The sequence below is a fragment of the Desulfosarcina sp. BuS5 genome (assembly GCF_028752835.1).
Taxonomy (GTDB): domain Bacteria; phylum Desulfobacterota; class Desulfobacteria; order Desulfobacterales; family BuS5; genus BuS5.
In genome coordinates this window covers 24,059-44,281 of record NZ_CP087953.1, presented here as the reverse complement: position 1 = coordinate 44,281, position 20,223 = coordinate 24,059, and the positions used below count along the sequence as shown (strand labels likewise).

The 20,223-nt window shown below is 39.8% G+C and carries 15 protein-coding genes and 1 pseudogene; 15 read left to right on the top strand and 1 reads right to left on the bottom strand.

Annotated features, from left to right (window positions below):
- Positions 1 to 70: 70 nt before the first annotated feature.
- From BuS5_RS19835 to BuS5_RS19820, 5 genes and pseudogenes are all read left to right on the top strand, one after another.
- Positions 71 to 2,308, top strand: coding sequence for an AAA family ATPase (locus BuS5_RS19835; RefSeq protein WP_027354653.1), 2,238 nt, complete (start codon positions 71 to 73; stop codon positions 2,306 to 2,308).
- A gap of 140 nt (positions 2,309 to 2,448) precedes the next feature.
- Entirely contained in the window at positions 2,449 to 3,636 is a 1,188-nt protein-coding gene (locus BuS5_RS19830; RefSeq protein WP_027354654.1) for a hypothetical protein, read from the top strand.
- The gene (locus BuS5_RS19825; protein ID WP_027354655.1) at positions 3,633 to 5,588 is read left to right on the top strand and encodes a hypothetical protein; all 1,956 of its coding nucleotides are present in this window, start codon (positions 3,633 to 3,635) and stop codon (positions 5,586 to 5,588) included. Before BuS5_RS19830 ends, BuS5_RS19825 begins: the two co-directional genes overlap by 4 nt.
- Before the next feature lie 14 nt (positions 5,589 to 5,602).
- Positions 5,603 to 5,977: pseudogene (locus BuS5_RS20615) on the top strand (DEAD/DEAH box helicase family protein); the annotation flags it as partial.
- Between the two features lie 117 nt (positions 5,978 to 6,094).
- On the top strand, positions 6,095 to 8,458 hold the full coding sequence (locus BuS5_RS19820; RefSeq protein WP_232223102.1) for a helicase-related protein: 2,364 nt from the start codon (positions 6,095 to 6,097) through the stop codon (positions 8,456 to 8,458).
- A 538-nt stretch (positions 8,459 to 8,996) separates the two neighbouring features.
- On the opposite strand, the gene BuS5_RS19815 is transcribed toward BuS5_RS19820, so the two are convergent.
- Positions 8,997 to 10,424, bottom strand: coding sequence for an AAA family ATPase (locus BuS5_RS19815; protein ID WP_035266020.1), 1,428 nt, complete (start codon positions 10,422 to 10,424; stop codon positions 8,997 to 8,999).
- Between the two features lie 247 nt (positions 10,425 to 10,671).
- On the opposite strand from BuS5_RS19815, the gene BuS5_RS19810 reads away from it, so the two are divergent.
- The 10 genes from BuS5_RS19810 to BuS5_RS19765 all read left to right on the top strand — a co-directional run bounded on the left by BuS5_RS19810 (position 10,672) and on the right by BuS5_RS19765 (position 20,222).
- A complete protein-coding gene (locus BuS5_RS19810; protein ID WP_274428197.1) occupies positions 10,672 to 11,328 on the top strand; it encodes a hypothetical protein in 657 nt (218 codons plus the stop codon).
- Positions 11,318 to 11,995 (top strand): OmpA family protein, encoded by a 678-nt coding sequence (locus tag BuS5_RS19805; protein ID WP_274428196.1) that lies wholly within the window; start codon positions 11,318 to 11,320, stop codon positions 11,993 to 11,995. The genes BuS5_RS19810 and BuS5_RS19805 overlap by 11 nt, the downstream gene beginning before the upstream one ends.
- Positions 11,996 to 12,100: 105 nt before the next feature.
- The gene (locus tag BuS5_RS19800; protein WP_274428025.1) at positions 12,101 to 12,472 is read left to right on the top strand and encodes a hypothetical protein; all 372 of its coding nucleotides are present in this window, start codon (positions 12,101 to 12,103) and stop codon (positions 12,470 to 12,472) included.
- A 145-nt stretch (positions 12,473 to 12,617) separates the two neighbouring features.
- Positions 12,618 to 12,893, top strand: coding sequence for a type IV conjugative transfer system protein TraL (gene traL / locus BuS5_RS19795; protein ID WP_035266967.1), 276 nt, complete (start codon positions 12,618 to 12,620; stop codon positions 12,891 to 12,893).
- Positions 12,894 to 12,898: 5 nt separating this feature from the next.
- Positions 12,899 to 13,462, top strand: coding sequence for a type IV conjugative transfer system protein TraE (locus tag BuS5_RS19790; protein WP_027355274.1), 564 nt, complete (start codon positions 12,899 to 12,901; stop codon positions 13,460 to 13,462).
- A complete protein-coding gene (locus BuS5_RS19785) occupies positions 13,434 to 14,639 on the top strand; it encodes a TraK domain-containing protein (RefSeq protein WP_051375319.1) in 1,206 nt (401 codons plus the stop codon). Before BuS5_RS19790 ends, BuS5_RS19785 begins: the two co-directional genes overlap by 29 nt.
- On the top strand, positions 14,605 to 15,816 hold the full coding sequence (locus BuS5_RS19780; protein WP_084446339.1) for a TraB/VirB10 family protein: 1,212 nt from the start codon (positions 14,605 to 14,607) through the stop codon (positions 15,814 to 15,816). Before BuS5_RS19785 ends, BuS5_RS19780 begins: the two co-directional genes overlap by 35 nt.
- A gap of 19 nt (positions 15,817 to 15,835) precedes the next feature.
- Positions 15,836 to 16,240 carry a TraV family lipoprotein gene (locus tag BuS5_RS19775; protein WP_027355273.1) on the top strand — a complete coding sequence of 135 codons (405 nt, stop codon included), beginning with the start codon at positions 15,836 to 15,838 and terminating at the stop codon, positions 16,238 to 16,240.
- 33 nt (positions 16,241 to 16,273) lie between these two features.
- Positions 16,274 to 18,778, top strand: coding sequence for a TraC family protein (locus BuS5_RS19770; RefSeq protein WP_027355272.1), 2,505 nt, complete (start codon positions 16,274 to 16,276; stop codon positions 18,776 to 18,778).
- Entirely contained in the window at positions 18,771 to 20,222 is a 1,452-nt protein-coding gene (locus BuS5_RS19765; RefSeq protein ID WP_051375317.1) for a conjugal transfer protein TraH, read from the top strand. Before BuS5_RS19770 ends, BuS5_RS19765 begins: the two co-directional genes overlap by 8 nt.
- Position 20,223: the final 1 nt, after the last annotated feature.

The window sequence follows — 20,223 nt, the reverse complement described above, 5'->3', positions numbered from 1 at the left end:
AAGCCGTTCCGCTATATGGAATGGTAGCATGTTATAATAGTTTTAAACAATAAAAAAAGGAGGGCAAAAAATGAATAGAAACTCTTTACAAAAACAATGGCTGGGTGGCAGCGGAAGCATCAATTTGGCAATCATCGGGATTAATCCGGATTACGATAAAACCGACTGTTTTATAATTCGAAGGTGCCTGACATACCTCAAACGCCACCTGAAGCGTTATTTCATACTTAATCTGGAGACAATGGCAATAATCTGCTGGATAGCTGGCCCGAAAATGGAAGCTATGGGAGATTTCCTGATCGATTTTTTTGATGACCAGCGGCATGCCGAATATCTTGAAGAGCTTGCCGAAACAGCGGGAGACCATGACGATTACGCCAGGGTTGCCATGGAAATGCTGAAAAGACTCTCTGTGGCCGGGCTCCGGAAATTCAAAGATTTTATCTGTGCTTTGATCAATCAAAGAAATAAGGATTTAAAATACAGGGGAGAATCCGAAATCGAAAAAAATATCTGTAAATTACAGGAAATGTTCAAGCTGAACAAGGCCGATATCGAACTTTGCATATTCCTTTTTGCCATCGAAAATTATGAAGCGCCGGAAGCCTTTTTTGATTCTCACTTAAACTGCATCAAGTTTGCCGGCAAAAAATATTTGAACAATATTCTCAACCTGGATCGATCCATTTTAAATAGCGTCTTAAACGGGCAGTTAAACAAATCCGGAATACTTGAAACCGACAAATACAGCATAAATCTTAATGATGATTTTATCTGTTTTCTCCAAAATCCGAATCAGCGGCCCCTTAGAGAAAATTTTTATTCATCAGTATCACGCGCGCCTGTTCCTTTAAATCATTTTATGATTGAGGATGCCAAAATGAAACATATCCTCAATATCATGAATCAAAAACCGAAATCATCGACCCACCTGCTTTTATATGGAGCTCCCGGCACCGGAAAAACAAGCTTTGCCAAACGATTAGCGCAGGAGCTAGATATTCCGGCCTACGAAATCGCCAGGAAAGATAACAATAAAGCGGAATCAAGACGTTCCTCCATTATGGCCTGCATCAATATGACCAATTCCGGGGAAGGCTCGCTGATTATTGTTGATGAAGCAGATAATCTTTTGAACACTTATAATGCATGGTTCTCACGGGGTGAAACCCAGGACAAGGGCTGGTTGAACGAACTCCTGGAACAGCCTGGGCTGCGTTTAATCTGGATAACAAACAGCATCGACGGTATTGATAAATCCGTGCTGCGGAGGTTTGCTTTCAGCCTGCATTTCAAGCCCTTTAACAAACGCCAGCGTGTACAGCTCTGGGGCAATATTATAAAAAACAACAAGTGCAAACGTTTTTTCAATGCCGAAGAAATAAATGCTTATGCCCAAAAGTACAATGTCAATGCCGGGGTAATTGACCTTGCTGTAAAAAAAGCCGGGGAAACAGCATACGGCCCGAAAAATGAATTTCACAAGGCCGTCAGGCTTGGCTTGGAGGCCTACCAGAGCCTGCTTAATGACGGGCAGCCTCCGGTCAACAATGAACGGATTGAAAAAAGTTATTCCCTGGAGGGCCTTAATATTTCAGATGACCCTGATTCCCTTATGCTTCGGCTTGAAGCATTCGATCAACACCTGCGAAGCACAGGTGGAGAAAATATCAGCAATATAAACCTGCTTTTTTACGGACCTCCGGGCGTCGGGAAAAGTGAACTGGCCCGTTATATCGGAAAGCGGCTTGACCGTGAGGTTATCTGCAAAAGATTCAGCGATATTCTTGATAAATATGTCGGCGAATCGGAAAAAAACATCCGCCTGGCCTTTGAAGAGGCCGAGGCCGAAGATGCAATCCTGATTATTGATGAAGCCGATTCCCTCCTTTTCAGCCGCAAACGGGCTGTCCGTTCCTGGGAAGCAAGTCAGACCAATGAATTTCTGACCTGCATGGAAAGATTCCGTGGCATCCTGATCTGCACCACTAATCAGCTTGAAGATTTGGATCAGGCATCAATCCGGCGCTTTAACTGCAAAATTGAGTTTAAATATCTGACCCAGGACGGGAATATAATCTTTTACAATAAATTCCTACAGCCGCTGCTTAAAAGCTCGCCTGAGCCAGCAATAGAAAAACAGATCAGGCGGATCGAAAATCTGGCCCCCGGAGATTTCAAAACCGTGCGCGACCGGCTTGCATTTTATCCAAAAAAGAGACTGAGCCACATTCAATTTCTTGATGCACTCGAAGAAGAAACTCATATCAAGAATCTGCAATCCGGCAGGAAGGTTGTTGGATTTTAGGATGTCAGAGAAAGGGCGGTTATTGGTGACAAGCTGTCAGACCGGATGAACGGGCTGATGAGTCATAAATAGTGGCATGGGTATTGCTATATCTGTTGTGGCAGTGGGAAAAGGATAAGAAATAAATTGGAGGTTCCAATATGAATACATGGTTTATCCCTAAACCGGAAGAGTTTCCATCACAGCGTGCTTTATTACACCTTGGACTTAATAAAGCGGTTCGCTACTATCGTGAATTGATTGTTCCGGGAATTGGCGGGACTCAGTTCGTTCGACAATTTTCATGGGCTGTGGCTGGTCTTACTTTATCTGAAAACAAAAAAAAATACAATTCTGCCAAAATCGCAAACAGTATTGAAGCCCTTGCTTGTAAACTGGAATGGAAACACAAAAAAGAGGAATATAATGGAAAGGGGAAACTGGCATTTAGCAAAGATGATGGCAAGAACATATGGAGCTTCAAAGACCTTTCCAGCGAACAGCATTACGTGCAAGTAACATATCGGATGTCTACTGTCCGTGCCTTGGCTGGGTTGGGATTAACAACAGGTATGCGTTTTAATTCGATGGAACTGACAGAGGCTGGAAATGCATTGTCTGAAACATTTCTCAATCAAAAAAATGGCAGTAATAGCTTAAAAAACACTCTCGAAAATTGGATCGGAAAAGGCAAATCCTTTCCCAAAACAGGAAATATCATCCAGCGGCTTAATAAAACAGACGCGCTTAATAAAGAAAAGGAAATTATCCGCAATTGCCTTATGGCAGACTCTGCCGGCAAACTGGGGAATCCACAGCGGCGGCAATTTTTAATAAACACATTTAGCCGCTATAAAGTAAATATGCCTGAATTAAGTGTCATTAAAAAGAAACTCAATGAACACAAAGATTATGTAAATGATATTGAAACAGCATTAGCGTTTGATGAAATGATAGAATGCGGGCGAAGAATTATTCATAAATGTGCAGAGCTGATTGGTTCTAAATCAAAGCTTGCCGGTAATGATGAATTAAACAACAAATTGAAAGAATTATGTACCAAAATAAAAGCATATCAAAATACAAAAGGTGAAAAGCATACTGATGCTGATGCGTTTACGAATTTAATACAAGAAAAGGACAACGCAAAATTATTAAAAAATATTATAGCACGAGATGGAAATATTCTTACGCTTTCAAACGACAATATTATAAAAGGTCATCTGTTTGGTCGTCATAAAGAAATTAAAATAAACAATGAAGATTCTACTACCCAAGATAATCCTGAGGAATTTTCAACCGAAAGAAAAATCCATCAACTTTTTGAATTATGGAGGGATTGCAATTGACTGATCACGACAACTATAGAGAATCATTGCTTAATATTTTTTCTCCGCCAAAGAAGAACCTTAAAGGTGTTATGGGGTTGGTATGTGGTCTTTCGGCTGAACAAGCATTTATGGATTGCGTATTAGAACGATTCAGCGGTTTTATCGCGCTTTTTCAGGACGCACATAATAAGCCAATCCAGGCATTGCCCTGGCTTTATAATCCTTTCCCAAAAGAGAAAAAAAATTGGTCAAAAATCAAATTGATGCATGCAAAAGTAGCATTACTCGGGTTCGGAGAATCCAGAGAAGGTGTTCCCGACTATTACCGGCTTATAGTATCAACCGGAAATTGGACAAGAGAAGCTGTTAATAACAGTATTAATCTGGTCTGGTATTGTGATTTTGACACAAGCATAAATGAAAATCAAAAACAAAATGCTAAAGATATGGCCGAAGCTGTTACTTTCTGGAATACCTTGCTGGGTACAGGAAACGACAATAATGGCTATTATCAAATAGATAATCCTGTGAAGAAAAAAATTGATAATTTTTTAAATCAGATATCCAAAACTGTTAAACCACCACAAAGGGGGTATAGACCTCGTTTTATCTCTAATTTGCTTAATAGTAATGCACATAAAGTTGCCACTTTATTTGAAACAAATTCCATGGGAGCTCAGGTTATTAAAAAATTTTGTGACAGTAAAACAAAACGTAATTTTATTATTTGCGGATCTGGATTCTTTGAAGAATCAGACCCTGCTGTTAATAAAACAGAAAAAGAACCGGAAGTTCTTGAAAAATTAGTTACTCATTTTATTAAAAATAAAATCCTCACCAAAAATCCGAAAAAATGGCTTCTTGTCAATCCGGAAACCAGCGGCGCTGCAGGACAATGGATTAAGGGAAATCACTCACATAAAGAGGGTTGGAAATTTTCGCACCCGAAGCATCCTGATTTTGATAAAACACCATATCCATTTCACGCAAAATATATTTTTATCGGAAATCACAATAAAAATTATTTCGTGACGAGTGGACTGTTATATATAGGGTCCGGTAATTTAAGCAAACAAGGTTTTGCTTTGGGTCCCGGAACTTATGGAAATATTGAGACCGGAGTAGTATTTGAAACGGAAAACACTGATAAAAACACGCTATGCGCATATTTTGGAATTGATCCGGAGAAAGTTCTGGAAAATATGCCTGATGAAATAGGAAGCGAAGAAAATGAACAATCCAATGCTGAAATACAGGTGCCTCCACCTATAGACTCTTGTACCTTGAGATGGGATAAAGATAAAGAAACCGGCAAATTAGCATGGAGATGGGTGGGATCTGACTGGAAGGATGTGACCCTGTATGACCAAAGTATTCAGTTGGACAATAACGAATTGAAAATTAATGAAACTTTTGACTTTAGTTCCGGGGTAAAACTAAGCGCGACAAAGGAAGGTAAATATTTCGAATGGATTATTCCTGTTTTTAAAGAAGATGGCACCTTCTGTTCCCCGCTTATCCAGCTTAAATCTGGGCAAGAACTTATTGACGCTTTGATCAGCTTTCCCGCGACCGCATATAATAATGAAAATAATAACGGTACTTTGGAAGGGGGTAAACCAGAAGACTCTTTTCCTGCATCGGGCGTAAAAGAAACTTTTTCTGAATTACGGGATGAACTTGATAATTATCCATTACATTTTGCTACAACGCTTATTGAGACTCTAAGTGAACAGAACCAACAAATCACAAAAGGACAACTCCCTGACTGGATAGCTCATTTGCGCCGGACTTTGATTGATGGAATGGTAACTGAGAAAAAAAAACAAATGGAAGGTCTTGGTATCAATTTTATGAAGCCATTAATCGGGACGAATGGGTTTGCGCCTGAACACGCAACTGAAGAATATCAAAAAGTGATAAAGGATATTATTAAGGATTGGGGCATCAATACTTACAAAGCTTTATAAGGAAGGATTTATGCATGAACTGGAAAAAAGCATTTGAGACAATGAATAAGTTAGCGGATATCAAAACAGTTGATCCTGAGAAAACCTTTTGGAAATTCGGCCAGGAAAACTCTATCCGATGGATAGAAGAACAGCTCGACCAGGATAATCGGAAAGGAGTTCTCGTTGCTGATGAAGTAGGAATGGGCAAAACGCGTGTTGTTATGGCGGCTATCCTGTCTGTTATTCAAAATGGCGGCACTGTAGCAACGGTTGTGCCGCCCGGCCTTTTTTATCAATGGAAAAAAGAATGGGATGATTTTATTAATAACCTGAAAAAAACCAATCCTGATATCCTGAAAAATAAATCTGATAATTCTTCTGTCCTTTTACGTTCCTATAACAGCATTTTTGAAACCGCAGAGTTAGCATTTCCACTTTCCAAGAATAAAGGGAAATGGTTATTGTTGTCGCATAATTTTGGCCCACCGCATTTGGCTAATAATTCCCAGTCATGGCGATATCTTTTGCCGATTCTTGTAAAGGCGCTTCAATACGATGATAAAGGGGTACATCATAATAATAGTTATTGGCAATTGGTAAAAAAACATTACGAAGGAGATGATGAATGTATTGGCGCTGATTGCAGCAATTGTGATACTAAAAACAGTTGCAATTATATTTGGTTTGCAATGATGAATAACGCTGCTAAATATCTAAGAAAAAATAATCGCTGGCGCTTGTTTAGTAATATTCCGAAAACAGCCCTTGAAGCTAAAGATGTTAAAGAATATTTTAAAGAATGGTTTCATAGCGATAATGGTATGACAATGCTCAAGGAACTTCTTGGCCCGATTGACCTGCTTGTTATAGACGAAGCCCATAAAAGTCGAGGTAATAATAGCAGGCTTGAAACCATTATTACCAAGATTATTGATCTTAAAAGCAATAGTAAGCGAATTGCAATGACTGCAACTCCAATGGAGCTGCAACCGGAACAGTGGGAAAAATTATTTGAACGAATTGGCGAGAGCGATAAATATCCAGAAGATGAAATTAAAAAATTTGCCAATAGCCGTCAAGAAGTTATCAAGTACCCAAACAATCGGAAAAAAGTTAAGACCCTTATATCTTTAAGTAATTGTTTTACCAACGCGCTTAAGCCATTCGTAACCCGCAGACGTCGCATTAAAGATAAAGAAATGATAGATTTAATGGGGTTAAATAAAACACAAGAATATGCTACTCATCCGCACCGCAAACCGGAATCCATAGAAATACAATTCAGTAATATTAATAATAGCTGGAAGCCTTCAATCTTCGCTCTGGAAGCTATAGGAAAGGCAGCAAAGGGAATTAAGACGGAAGACAAGGAAGATAAGGAACTAAAAAGTTTGTTGAGAAAGCTGAAAGTTGCTGACAGCCGGTATGCGGCAGGGCAAATTGATGAATCAAACATAGACGATGATGATGATGATAAAATTGATAAAGCTATAAAACAATATATAACAAAATGTAGTGATGTAAAAACAGGTTTTTATTTAAAATCTAATTGTGGGAAACTTCGCAGAGTTCAATATTGGCGAAAAATTTTAAAAAAATCAGAAAACGCTTTATCCGGCCATCCTCGTGTCCAAATCGTGGCTGATGAAATTGAAAGGATTGTATGGGGAAACAACGGCACTTTGACCGGAGAAAAAGTGTTAATTTTTGGAACATTCAAGAAACCCTTACGAGCCCTTTGGGATGTCCTTAATCGCCGATCAGTTTTGCGTTTTTTTGATCGTAAGATAACTAAAAAAGAACCTCCAATTCCAGCAGTCAAGGCATGTTTAACAAATTTGGATAGTATTTGGAACGAATATAACAGGTTAACATTAAAAACAGACATAGCAATAAAAAGGGTCTTTTCTAAAAAAGAGGATTTGAAACAAGCTATTACGAAAGGAGGTAAAACCTATAAGTCAATCCGTAATAGATTTACTTTTGATGATGATTTTGTAAAGTCTTTGCCTGGGGCTGCCACTATTGAGAAAATAAAATCTGACGTTAAAAAATTATTACGAAATCGCCTGGCAAATGATCTAATTTGTCAGGGTGTTACAGAAGAAAGCCAAAATTCAGACGAAATAAAAACCAGGGCATTGAATATCTGGGTTGAATATCTTGAAGCTTATTTTGATGTTGAAAGTGAAGAGGATAAAAAATTGCAGGCAAAAACAGAATGGAATAAGCCTGCTTATTTTAATGGCAATGAAAATCAAATTGACCGTTTTAAACAATTAAATCGTTTTGCTGAAAATATAGACGAGAAAAATTTAAAGGAACTGGTCTGTAATGAAACAAAAAATATTTCTGAACGTCTCAGTTTTTTTGCACGATTGCTTGACGGTGATGTGAAAATGGAAACAAGACGTATGCTTCAAACACAGTTTAATGACCAAAAATTTTTTCCGCGGGTGCTTATCGCTCAAAGCCAGGTTGGTCGTGAGGGATTGAATTTACATAAAGCCTGCCGCACCATTATCCAGTTTCATTCCGAATGGAATCCCGGGGTAGTAGAACAGCAGATTGGTCGGGTTGATAGAATTGAGAGCTATTGGCAGAAATTAGCGGAAAAATTTAAGAAGGAAAAGAAAGATAAATCAATATCAGATGAAGAATTCCCTAAGATTATCATTAAGCCGGTTGTTTTCGAAGGAACGTATGACGCTTTTCAGTGCAAGGTATCAAAAAAGCGTCAAGAAACAATGAATGCCCATCTTTTTGGTGAATTAATAGATGCAAAAACATTAGAAAAAATCCCTAAGGGATGTGACTGGAAAGAAATTCAGGAAGCTTTAAAAAAATCAGCTCCTGACTTCTCACCGCCCGATGCCTGCACAGGATAGAGCTAAGGCAACGATTCGTGCGTTGTGCTGCAACAGGAACCATCCACCTCAATTTGAAAATTGGATGTTTTGGCCCAACCCCTATGAATGTTGGCCTCAATTAACGTGGTAAAATAATTAAGAATGCCGGTTTTTCATCAATCCTAACTTTTATCCCAAAGTTAGGATTAGGGAAAACCTTTGAATATGCTGAAAATTGCCGGATTTGATTGACGGTCTGAAAATCTATAGCGCTCAGATAAATTGATACAGGTTTGCTCAGTTAAATTGCGACAGCATAAATTGGAGGAATTGATCACTTTTTTCTTTCCAAGCAGTTTATTGAAAGCAGTTAAAAAGAAAACATGCTGAAATCATGAGGAATATTTACGGTTCATACACATATGAATTGAGCAGTTCATACGTATGAACTGTAAATTGTCGTATCAGTTTATGTGAGCATAACCGTATCAATTTATGTGAGCATAACCGTATCAATTTATCTGAGCGCTATAGGAAATAGAGCGGCCGTTTTTTTTGGTTCTCTTGTCGTTTCAAATCACCTTTTTGAAAGAACATCTTCAAAACATATCGTTCGATCAAAATAGTCTTCTTTTAAAATTCTTTGTTCCAATTCTCCACTATATATTAAGACAGGTCTTACTGATGTACTTTTTGGTACTTTTAATTTATCTATCTTTTCTTTTACATCATTCATTACTGATTTCGGTATGGTTTTCCGAAATTTTATTTCGCAGACATATAATGTATATTTTGTCTGAATCAGCAAATCTATTTGACAGGCCTTCTGTCGTTTTGTTTTTTTTTGAAAATAATACCCGGCTGTTTTTATACTGGACAGATTAATATCTAAAAGCTCACAAATAGGTCTAACGTTATTCATAATAAGATTTTCAAATTGAAAACCCATGATGATTTCCCAATCAATCATATTTTCCAGTGCAACATCCTTAAATGTCCCTTCCCGGATGTTATCACTGATAGGCTCAATATATTTAAGATAAAATCTCAGGTAATTATCTCTAAGCCTGAACCTGCACAGCCTGCTTTTTCTGTTCTGCCCCGGTTTATATACAATTTCTTTTGAAATAAAGCCCGACACAGTCATGTCGTCAATATACCTACCGATATGTCCGTTCCGTTCTTTTTTCAATTCATTCGTTATTTCACTTAATGTTCTACGCCCTTTTGCAAGCACTGACGCAATCTTTTTATAAGCCCTGGCCCGCCTTAAAAAAATGTCATTAAATATCCTGTCAAACTCGGAAAAAAGAATTCCTTCTTTACTGAAACACATTCTTTTAATATTTTCTTCTGCTGATAATTTTGGATTAATTTCTTCAAGATATCGGGGAACACCTCCGGTTACAGCAAGTATTTTCAACTTTTCTTTTGCATTTATGCGTCCGGATTTATTTCCCCAAAACATATTGCAATGATAAAGTCCCAATTCTTTCAGTGTGATTTCAAGAGACACTCTACCCATAAAGCCTGTACTATTCAGGATGTTTTTGTCTATCCATGATGTAACGGAACCGCATAGGACAAGTATAAGTTTCGATTTTTTTTTAAGCTCAGTGTCCCACAAAATTTTTAACTGACCTGCAAAATCTTTATCCTTTCCACCCATCCAGGATATTTCATCAAGAAGAACCACCGTTTTTTGATTTTTTATGACACTGTTTAAAAGCGAAAAAGCCTGATACCATGATTCCAGATTTAATTTTGGAATTGACGACTGTACGGCCAATTGCTCACTAAAAACGTTCAGTTGATCTGCGTTTGTAATACCTTCTCTTGGCGGTAATCCCTGAAATTCAAGAAAGGCTGAAGCATTTTTTCCAAATTGCTGAATAAGTGTGCTTTTACCTATTCTCCTACGCCCCCGGCATACAACAAGAGATGCTTTTTTTAAATCAAATAAATCTAAAAGCTGTTTCAGCTCTTCTACTCTTCCAACAAACATAATCTCCTCCACCTCGTTGATTTGGTGCCACAATATAATATATATTTTACGACACCATAATGACATGGCGTTGATTTTGTGTCAAATCTAATTCGCAAAAAAAAGACACAAAACATCCGAGATGAAACTTCATATCCCACAAACCAAAAACTTTTCGATTTTACGGCCTGAAGGCAGACCATAAAATTTGACGGCCCTTCTATTATATAAGGTAGAGGGAAACTTTTTTTAAGCGAGAATTTTTTTTATGATCATAAATTTTATTCGATATCTAAAACGCAAACACAAAAAAACAGAGATCAGCCTGAATCAACTTTCGAGCCTCTGGACGAATGCAGATCAAAAAAAAGCTAAAACCGCCCAAGAGGACTCTGAAAATACCGTGGCTGACTTATGGGCTAATCCCAAGCTAAAAAAATTTTATAAAATTTATATTCAGCCATATAAAAACAATCTGGGGGATGCGCTTGAATCTATCCTGAAAATTATGACCCTCCTGGATAAAGCAGGAAATTATCCTTCGGTTGCAGAAAATGATCCGACCGAAACCACGGACTTAAAGTTTTCAGAGATCACCCTGGTGGAACATACTCTGAATGTTGCCGGAAAGGTACTGGATGCCATTAAGGACAAAATCAAAGATCATGAATTGCTCGCCGGAGAAATGCTGATCGTCTCCTTGGCCCATAATTTAGGCAAACTGCCCGGCCAGGATATGCCGGTCGATTTGCCTTCTAAAAGCGCAATAGTGGCCGAGCATTTTCTCAAGAACCTACCTTTTAAAAAAACGGCCATGCAGACGATCAAAACCTATAAAAATTCACCCAGGCTGAAGCAGGCCAAAATATTGAGCATGGCCGATCATGCCGCCCGGAAAATGGAGGAAGCAATCCTTGAAAACTGAATTGATATTTTCTGCGGCTCTGCTGATTTTTTTATCAGCCTGCGCTTCTGCGCCGCCGACAACAAAAACACCATCCCCTGCTGTCCGTCTTGTCCTTAACACCGGCGGCAAGCCGGCCCGGATAAGAGCGGCAAATATTACACAAAACTATAAACCGGCTGATGCCATCCCGACAGGGATGTTCGTCATTACCGACCTGTCTGCCGGATCAGTGCCCCTTTTAAAAACTGATAAAGCAGGCAGGTCGGTATTTTCATCAAAAATCCTCAAGGGGAAAATTAAAGCAGCCTTGCAGGAAAAAATAAAAAACAAACCTGTTGTTAAACAGGAAGCCGTCTCAACAAAAAAACAAAAATCGGAAACATTGACCATCTATTTTGATTTTGATTCATACGCAATTCAGCAAAAAGAGACGGTGAAGCTTAACAAATTTATCAAAAAGCTTAACCGGCAGCCGATCCGGATTGACGGCTATGCCAGTCCGCCCGGATCAACAGCCCATAACAGGCAGCTTTCTTTGAAACGTGCCATGGCCGTTGAAAAGTATCTGATCAATCAAGGCGTTCAGGTCACAACGGTCATCGGCCAGGGAGAAATTGAAGCGCCTCAATCAAAACTAAGCCGCAAGGCGGTTGTTTCTATCAAAAGAAAGGGGGGATGCCTATAACTTGAAAAATTAAGTTCCTGCCACAATTTATCCCGATATTTCAATGCCGGGATAAATTGTGGCACCAAACGTAAGTCTCAATCATCAAATAAAGGAGAAAAAAATATGATCCAACAGATAAAGGAGAAAATAATTAAATTAAAAACCAAACTATCAAAAATTTTCAGTGACCCCGATAAATCACGCAAGTTTGGCCTGGGTATCGTTGCTGCCGGCGCAACGCTCCTGATAGCAGGGACAGCTGCTGCGTTTATACCGGTACCGGCCGCAGGTTCTTTTGCTTTTGATGTCTACGATGTAGCAGTAAATCAGCTCCTGAATGGTCCCATAGGTTTTACAGCCGGCGTTGGAGCTATGGTGTTTGGCGGCGCAATGGCTATTCAGCAGAAAATTAGCTTGGCGATCCCCTGTATTTTAGGTGGCGCATTAATAATGACTGCCGATACCATGACACAAACCCTTGGAGCAATTTTTTAACTTTTTTTCAAATAATATTCTCCCGGCGTCTTGCTAAAACATGCAGGACGCCAAACAAATCCTGGCTGAAAGAGCAATCTTTTTCTTTTCCTGTTGCCGAAATCTTTTGCCAGGCGGTTAACAGGAAAAGAAAGGAAAAATTATATTGGAAACCAAATTCCCACGCATTCCCCAATATTTATCAGCGCCTTTGCAGGTTTTGTGGTTTGAGCCTGACGATCTGGCGGTCTGCATAATCAGTTTTATGATTGCATCTATTTTTAAAGGTTTTTTCTGGTTCCTGATACTGGCCGGACCGTTTGTTTATATGCGGTATAAACTCAAGTACCCCAAAAGTTTTTTAAAGCACATGTTTTATTTTACAGGGATAAAAAATTTAAAACATTATCCATCAATTTTTTATAAAAATTTTAATGAATAAAAAAAATGAAACTTGATCTGTTTGTACAAAAAACATCAAATTTATATGCCGAAAACCGGCTGCTGAAATTTGTCGTCCTGGTTCTCGGAATCACCGTAATTATCAACAGCATCTTTTCTTACAGGGCGCTGCATTACCAGAAAACGGTAATCCTGCCTCCGGTCGTTGATCGACGAATAGTTATCAGCGGCAATGATGCCAATGAAGATTATATTAAACTTTTTGCCAGGTATTCCATCGGCCTGCTTGAAAACTACAGCCCGGTTTCTGTCCGAGCTCAATTTGACGAGCTCTTGAAACTGGTCACACCCTCTTTTTACCCTTCTTTTGAAAACACCCTGGCTGATCTGACGGCAACGGTAAATACCCTGATGATTACCAGCGCATTCTATCCCTTCCGGATCAATGTCAACAAACAAAAAAAAACAATTGCCATTAACGGAACGAAAAAACAGTTTACCGGGAGCAGCGTTGTAGATCGAGGTCAAAGCAAAACCTATATCATTGGGTATGTCATTTCTAACGGGAGGTTTTTTATCAATGATTTTAAAGAAGTCGAAAATAAATAAAATTATCACCGCTGCTTTGGCTTTAGCCATAATCAGCTTAATGGATTGCAGTCCGGTTAATGCGGCATGGTCTGTCCAGCTCGGCGCCTTCAAGAGTTTGTCCGGATTGCAACATCTGTATGACAACCTTCCGGATACAATAAAAAAAGACCTGCTGATTTGCCGCTCCGGAAATTTTTATGTTGCCAGGTATGGAATGGTAGAAAACAAAGCAAAAACAAAACAACTGGTGGCCACAGCTAAAAGCAGCGGCCTTACTTCGGAGGTGGTTAAATGTAATATGGAACTTTGTTCGGCGCCGGAGGTTATTTTTAAAGAGTCAATAAAGGCCGCTGAACATATAAGCCACCCACAGATTAATTCAAACAAAAGCTTTCAACAAAAAAGACTACAGCTTCCAAAGCTTCCAAAACAAAGCATTACATACAATCCCGACCAATTTTTTGGTAGTGAGGCCGATACTATGATTCTGCCGGAGATTACGACCAAAGTAATTTTAAGCAGCACGGATATAAACAGGGTCACCTGTAATGACGGCCCGATTAAAGATGTAGTCTATTCCAAGGAAAAAGGGCTGAGCGTTAAAATAAACGACAGCAATGCCTTTATAAAATTTCTGGTCACTAAAAAGCATGCCGGCGGCCGGGATGAACTTGTTTATCCTCATAAACCGGTTGAACTCTATTTTATCTGTGGATCGGACGCGGCCGTTTATACGGTCATCGGGGTTCCTGAAAAAGTACCGGCACAAAACATCCGGCTGGTTTCTAAAAAAAAACAAATCAAAAAAAATCTTTCTCTTTTTGAGGGAATCCCCTTTGAAAAAAAAGTCCTGATGATTACAAAATATACCTTTCAGGACGAGATTCCGGACAGCTTCACAGTTAAGGCGGCTAATAATCAAAAATACCTTTTTCGGGATCTGAACATTTTTTTAAAAAGAACGATTATCGCGGAAGGAGAAGGTATCGAGCTAAAAGAGTATTTGATCTCGCTTAAACCAGGCTGCTCCAAAGAAAAAATCATCCTGGAGGAAAAACATTTTCTATTGCCGGAACTTGTAAAAAATCCCATCGGAATCACCCTGGAAAAGACAGCTATATCTAAAGGAGAAACCGGACGGCTTTTTATTGTGGAAAAACATGGCGAGGAAAACGATGCTGAAAGAGACTATTAAAAAAAAATGGGCAGAACTCGACCCTAAAAAACAAAAAAAAATAACCATCATTATCATCGGGATATTCATGTTAATTTTTTGCGCCCTGGGATGGCACAGCCGGGTTAAGCACAAGGTTCAAAAACCGGTTCAAGGAGTTCAGGGTACAAAAAAAACCAAAAATATTGACTTGAATACCCGCCTGATCAAGGAGAGCCTGATTACAGAAACCAGGAACCGGATCAACCAGCAGGATAAAATCCTGCATGATCTTAAAGAAGAAATGAAGCTGTTGTCTCAAGATAATGACTTGCATACAGCATCAACCCAAAAGACAAATAATAAACCCATGCTGCATTCACCCCTGCCTGGAAAAAAAATATCTCAACCATCGCCCAAAATAATATCACCGCCTGTGCCCCCGCCTCCGGTATTTGCTCAATCCGATTTTAACCCGGAAGCTCCGGAGGATTTGATAATCGGCGGAATCACAACGGTCAGCAATAATACAACAGTTAAGCAAGATGACGATGATGGTAAAAAAAAACTCAAAATTTATTTACCCCCTTCTTTTATGGAGGCGACCTTACTCTCCGGGGTGCGGGCTCCCACAACATCGGCCGGAAAGAATAATCCCCTGCCGATTTTGTTCAGAGTCAAAGATTTGGCGATTCTGCCCAACAAGGTCAAGGGAAACTTAAAGGGCTGTTTCATAATCGGCGAAGGGACCGGGAACCTGGCTGATGAGCGGGTACATGTGAGGCTGCTCACCCTTTCCTGTGTATCTAAAAAAGGAACCGCGGTTATAGATCAGCAGATTAAGGGCTTTGTCATGGATGAAGACGGCATTATCGGACTGGACGGCAATGTGGTCGCCAAGATGGGTTCAATGTTAGCTCGAAGCGCGCTGGCAGGCGCTCTGGGAGGTGTAGGAGAAGCCATGCAGAATTCTTCTTTTGATTATCAGACCACTGCTTTAGGGACCCAGCAGATATTCTCCCAGGATGATACTACCAATATTACCCGCGGCGCTGTTGGCGGAGCCATTTCAGGGGCATCGAAAGATTTGCAGAAATTTTATCTGCAACTGGCAGAACAAACCATGCCGGTTGTCGAAGTGGGAGCTACCAAAACCGTCACCCTGGTAATCAGTGAAGGTGTTAATATGGAGGTTAAAGAAACTAATATTCTTCACTAAAAAAAAAGGAAAATTTATTATGAAAAAAATTATTCTTGTTTTGTACGCAGGATTTATTTTATCCGGCTGCAGCGTTTTCAATCCTTACAAGTCAGAATTTCAATGTCCTGATACATATAAAGGCAAATGCGTTTCTACTACACACGCTTATAAGGAAAGCATAGAAAATTCTGATAACTCTTTAGAAAATCTTTCTCCAAAACTATCAGGCGACCTGGAATATAATTACCGCACCGGCCTTTACAACAAACTCGCGTCCCTGATCAATAAACCGACTACGCCGATCGTTCTTCCACCGAAGGTTATGCGGACCCTGATCTTATCTTATACCGGTTCGGCTAATGAGCTGTATAGCTACAGGTATGTTTATTTTTTTGCGACTGAACCTAAATGGATTATCTCTACCACAAAAGAAATTGAGTGAGCTGCTCAAAATTCCCGTTTTAAGGAAAAAATTATGAATTTATTTAAAAGAATACTCTTTGGTAATCGCGGCGGATTATCATTTGCAGATTTGCGCAAAATGACCTACCGCAACAAATTTTCTGATTTCCTGCCCTATATCGCCTATGATTTTGAAAAAGATATTTATTTTAACGCAGATAATACAATCGGTTTTTTATGGGAGTGTAAACCGCTTGTTTATGCGGGTAAGGATATATTTAATACTCTGCGCGGGCTCTTTACCGCCTCTATTCCTGATGGGAGCGTGCTGCAGTTTATGCTTTATGCCGATCAGGATGTCACACCATTACTGGATGAATACAAATCTATCCGGTCTATCAAGAGTGAAATTATCAACAAAACCACTAACCAGGTTTATGATTTTCTTGAACAGGGCGCAAACCAAGGACTGAAAAATCTCAAAAACACTCCCCTCCGGAGGTTCAGGCTGTTTGTCTCTTTAAAAATGCCGCCGATTAAAAAAGAGACTCATTTTGATTTAAACGATACTGTCTGGATGGATATTAAAGATTCGGTTGAAGAAATCCTCCGGGGCGCTTATCTCCAGCCGGAGAAAGCAGAACCTGATGTTTTGATCAACATGCTTTTAAAATTATTCAATAATAATTGCTCAAACCACACCGGTTATGACCCAACTAAAACTATTAGAAACCAGGTTATCCTCGGAGAAACTCCGGTCCAATCTCTTTTTGATCGAATAGAATTCGGCAAGCAGGTTTTTAGATGTTTATCGGTTAAAAAATATCCGGAACAAGCCTCACCCCTGATGATGAACCTGCTGACCGGTGATATTTGGGGGCCACAGTCAGATACCAATCAACTGACCAGGCCGTTTTTTATTACCGTTAACCTGATTTATCAGTCTATGAAGGTCAAGCTCCATTCCAAGTGTAATTTTGTTCTTCAGCAGCAATCTGTAGGAAGTCTTGCTCCAAGTTTATTAAGAAAAAAGGAAGAATATACCTGGGCGGCCGGTGAAGTTGAACGGGGCATACCTTTTGTCAGGGTTATGCCGACAGTGTGGACTGTTGGTGACAGCGAAGAGAATGCCCGGGAAAGCCTGCTTAGAATTAGAAGAGTCTGGGAGTCTCAGGGCTTTGTGATGCAGGAAGATAAATTGATCAATAAAATTCTTTTTCTTTCCAGCTTGCCGTTCGGTTTGTTTAATATCAACAAAAATCCCGATTATATTGATCGTGATTTTATCATGGATGGAGATGCCGCTGCTTATTGCCTGCCGATTCAAGCTGATTTTGCCGGGAGCGGGGCTTCGTGCAATCTTTTTACAGGACGAAAGGGTCAAATCATCAGCCTGGATCTTTTTGATTCACGGGCCAACAATAACAATGCTCTCATCTGCGCTGAATCCGGTTCCGGTAAATCGGTTTTAACCAATTATCTTGTCAGTAATTATTATGCGGCCGGGTCCATGATCCGGATCATTGACATAGGTGGTTCCTATAAAAAATTATGTAAAATTCTGGGGGGTGTGTTTATCAATTTTACCAAAAATTCAGGGATAGTCCTTAATCCCTTTACTAATATCATCGATATTAACGAGGATGTTGCTTCTATCAGCGCAATCGTGATTCAGATGGTTTATTCTGCCACCCGGGAGGTTCCCGGCGAAAGTGAAATAACCATCATCAAAAACGCAATCCGCTATGCTTATGAAAATTACGGCAGCCAGGCTGATATTGATAGCATTTATGAATACCTGACCAACTTTGCAAAATACGCTGATGAAATTCTTGATTTTAACTGCAATGATAATCCCGAATGCGTTGCCGATCTTAACCTGCTGGCATCGAAACTGGCTTTTAATCTAAGAGAATTTACCAGTCGCGGTGTTTTCGGCAAATGGTTTAACGGCCCCGCTACTCTTAATATCTCACAGGATGATTTTGTAGTTCTGGAACTTGAGGAACTTAAAAAACAGGATGATCTTTTTAATGTAGTTACCCTGCAGTTGCTCAACTATGTTACCCAGGATTTATACCTTTCCGACCGGAGTCGAAAAAGACTGATTATTTTCGATGAAGCATGGCAGTTTTTTCGGGAAGGGTCAATGCTGAAAAACGTGATTGAAGAAGGTTACCGCCGGGCCAGAAAATACGGGGGAAGCTTTACAACCATTACTCAATCGTTGCTTGATTTGGAAATGTTCGGCGATATCGGTAATGTTTTAAAAGAAAATTCAGCTTATAAATTTTATCTGGAGTCATCTGCTTTTGAAAAAGCCGCGGAAAAAAAAATCATCGATTATGAAGCTTTCCTTTTGCAGATTTTAAAAAGCGTTAAAAGCCCCAAACCACGGTATTCCGAAGTTTTCATGGATACCCCGGCCGGAACCGGGGTTGCCAGGCTGATACTCGATCCGTTTTCTTATTATCTCTATACATCCGATGCCGGTGAAAATGCGATCTTTGAAAAGCTGGTTGCTTCCGGCAAAACTTATATTCAGGCATTAGAAATTATGGCGGGTGAACGTGCTTAGAAAAATAATTTTAACACTGGTCTTTTTATTTATTACCATGCCGGCCGGGGCTGAGTGGATCGATGACTGGATTCAACAAAAAACTTATTCCGGACCGGCATATCTTGAGGGTCAGAAAAGAGGCTTTGCCTCGGCCGGTTCAATGTCATTACGGTGGAAGCATGGTGTTGATTATCCGATCACAATTCAAAAACCGAGGATCAAGGCTGGTTGCGGCGGAATTGATCTGTTTTTAGGAGGAGCAAGTTTTCTGAATTCGGATTATCTGGTTGATAAACTTGAAAGCATGATTTCCGCAGCACCGGCGATTGCTTTTCAGATAGCTCTAAAAACTTTATCTGAACAGCTTGCTACGACTTTATCGGAATTTACAGCTATAGTTGACAGGTTAAATCAGCTTCAGTTTGATGACTGTAAGGCGAGCAAGGCTATTATTACAACCGGCATAGATTCTTTTAAAGCCGGTGAGATGCGAACGGAAGCGCTGGCGGATTTTGCCAACAGCTCAGGGCTGACCGATCTTTATAAAACATTCAAAAATAATACTGATGGTCAGACTACTTCCCAGGCTGCCGGTACGGTAGGAAGCAGCGAAAACAACCTGGTTAGCGGCTGTCCTGCCACTTTAAGACAAGTTTTTTTTGCAGATGGGTATCTGCTGGATCACCTGGCTGCTTTGAAAAATTATTCCATGGATTTCGCCAAGCTGATGCGCGGTTTTCTTGGGGATGTGATGATCAATATCTCTGGCGGAGGCATTGATTATCGTCATTTCGGTCCCTGCGGCAATCCTCCGGAGCATATTCTTGATCTTATTTTAGATAATGATCTTGAGTATCGGGATAATGCCGGGACCTGTGTACCATTGACCAATATCGTTGTTGACGGCAATACATATAACAGCCTGGACGACTGGGTTTTTCAAATGCTTTATAATATCGCTCAAAATATTACTACCGGTGCCGGATTATCGGCCGGCCAGGAAAGTCTGCTGAATACCATCCCTCTTTCGGTAAAAAAAGCAATTGATAATGATCTGATTATTTATGGGGGCAACAACGCTGCTGACTTTACCCTGATTGCAAGCACATATTCCAGGACTGTCAGCATTAGTTATGCTTTTGCTATAATCAAGGATTTTTATAAACAGGTTCACGAAACCTTAACCCTGGTTGATACTGTTATTAACAATCAGTCCGGGGCCGAGCTTGATAATTGTAAGGCCGAACTGGCCCAGCTTCCGTATGATCTTTTAAAAGAGATGAAACATGATCTAATAGATTATGTAACCATGGCCCAGAATGACTACTCTGCTCAACTCGCAAGCTTGATAAGACATCTTGAATTTTCCCGGCGTGTACAGGAATCAAGTAAAATTATTAATGACATGTTAAGCGCCCAGACAGGAAATTTATCCTTAATCAAACGAATTGGGGAAAAATAAA

What these genes read in the sequence shown, in the direction of transcription:
- BuS5_RS19835 (WP_027354653.1), top strand. Translation starts at nt 71, where the DNA reads ATGAATAGAAACTCTTTACAAAAACAATGGCTGGGTGGCAGCGGAAGC.
- BuS5_RS19830 (WP_027354654.1), top strand. Translation starts at nt 2,449, where the DNA reads ATGAATACATGGTTTATCCCTAAACCGGAAGAGTTTCCATCACAGCGT.
- BuS5_RS19815 (WP_035266020.1), bottom strand. Translation starts at nt 10,424, where the DNA reads ATGTTTGTTGGAAGAGTAGAAGAGCTGAAACAGCTTTTAGATTTATTT.
- BuS5_RS19810 (WP_274428197.1), top strand. Translation starts at nt 10,672, where the DNA reads ATGATCATAAATTTTATTCGATATCTAAAACGCAAACACAAAAAAACA.
- BuS5_RS19800 (WP_274428025.1), top strand. Translation starts at nt 12,101, where the DNA reads ATGATCCAACAGATAAAGGAGAAAATAATTAAATTAAAAACCAAACTA.
- BuS5_RS19790 (WP_027355274.1), top strand. Translation starts at nt 12,899, where the DNA reads ATGAAACTTGATCTGTTTGTACAAAAAACATCAAATTTATATGCCGAA.
- BuS5_RS19785 (WP_051375319.1), top strand. Translation starts at nt 13,434, where the DNA reads ATGATTTTAAAGAAGTCGAAAATAAATAAAATTATCACCGCTGCTTTG.
- BuS5_RS19780 (WP_084446339.1), top strand. Translation starts at nt 14,605, where the DNA reads ATGGCGAGGAAAACGATGCTGAAAGAGACTATTAAAAAAAAATGGGCA.
- BuS5_RS19775 (WP_027355273.1), top strand. Translation starts at nt 15,836, where the DNA reads ATGAAAAAAATTATTCTTGTTTTGTACGCAGGATTTATTTTATCCGGC.
- BuS5_RS19770 (WP_027355272.1), top strand. Translation starts at nt 16,274, where the DNA reads ATGAATTTATTTAAAAGAATACTCTTTGGTAATCGCGGCGGATTATCA.